Here is a 1,458-nt window from a genome sequence, read left to right on the forward strand (position 1 = left end):
CAGAAGTGATCAAGAATTTCATCGATGGGGAGTGGAGAGATTGTTCGTCCGGCAAACGGATCGAGGTTGATGACCCTTCAAACGGAGAGACGGTAGCGGTTATTGCAGAGGCAGGACCTGAAGAAGTGCATCTCGCCGTTGCTGCCGCCGACCGTGTCTTTCGCGACCGCGTTTTGATAGACATGCACCCGTACGACCGTGGGCGCATGCTTTTCCGCGTGGCGGACGCACTTGAGGCACGCAGCGACGAGGTCGCGATCATTAACTGCATAGACACTGGGAAGGCGTTGGACCTTGCCCGTGGCGAGGTTCGGACCGCCGTCAGATACCTGCGGTACTACGCTGGCTTGGCGGACAAGCTCGAAGGTCGCTCTATTCCGCGGGGGGCGGATCTTGTTGACTATACGGTCAGAAGCCCCTTCGGAGTGTCAGCCCAGATCGTTCCTTGGAACGGCCCCCTCGAACTGACGGCCCGTTCGCTAGCTTGCGCCATTGCAACTGGTAACGCAGTGGTAGTGAAGTCCCCCGAACTGGCTCCTTTATCAGGCATCGAACTTGCTCGCGCCTGTGAGACCGCGGGCCTGCCTGCCGGAGCCGTAAACGTGCTCACTGGGTACGGCCAGACGGCAGGCCAGGCGCTGATCGATCATCCCGATGTTCGCCACATCGTCTTTACGGGCTCCATGGCAACCGGGCGAACCGTCCTCAAGGCTGCAGCGGAGCGCATCGTACCCTGCATCATGGAACTGGGCGGCAAATCGGCCGCTGTCGTTTATTCCGATGCCGATCTCGATGCCGTCGTGGAAGCGGTGCGTATCGGAACCTATCTAAATGCTGGCCAGAATTGCAACAACCTCACAAGATTGCTTGTAGAGCGTTCAATCGCTGATGAAACGTTAGAAAGAGTGAAGGCTTGCGTCGAAGGACTCTCAATTGGACCAGGACGCGAAAACTGCGACATCACCCCGTTGATCTCTCAAAAGCAGCGAGAGGGGGTCGAGAGCGCCTGCCGGATGGCCCTGTCGCAAGGGGCACGGCTTGTGGCCGGCGGAACTGCACTTTCGGTGCGAAGCGGCTATTTCATGGCGCCGACTGTATTTGCCGATGTCGCGCCCGACAGTAGTCTTTTCCAGGAAGAAGTCTTCGGCCCTGTTCTTTCCGTTACTGCTTTCGATGATCCGATAAAAGGGATCGAACTGGCCAACGATACCGATCAAGGCTTGGCAGCGGGCGTTTTCACCCGGGATATCGACCGGGCTCTTTGGAGCGCGGATCGCCTTTGGGCTGGCCAAGTGTACGTGAATGGATGGTACGTCGGCGGCGTAGAAACGCCGTTCGGTGGAGTGAAGAAGTCTGGCTACGGCAGGGAAAAGGGTCAGGAAGCCCTTGATGGCTACGTGCAGACCAGAAATATTGGCATCCGGATCTCACAACCCTTGTCTGGTTCGGGCAACAGCG

1 protein-coding gene is annotated in these 1,458 nt (G+C 58.1%); it reads left to right on the forward strand.

The window, feature by feature from the left end:
• The coding region (locus EN851_RS34065; protein WP_245520883.1) for an aldehyde dehydrogenase family protein at nt 1–1,458 on the forward strand (1,458 nt) is incomplete at both ends.

It is taken from the genome of Mesorhizobium sp. M8A.F.Ca.ET.208.01.1.1 (assembly GCF_004791315.1).
Lineage (GTDB): Bacteria > Pseudomonadota > Alphaproteobacteria > Rhizobiales > Rhizobiaceae > Mesorhizobium.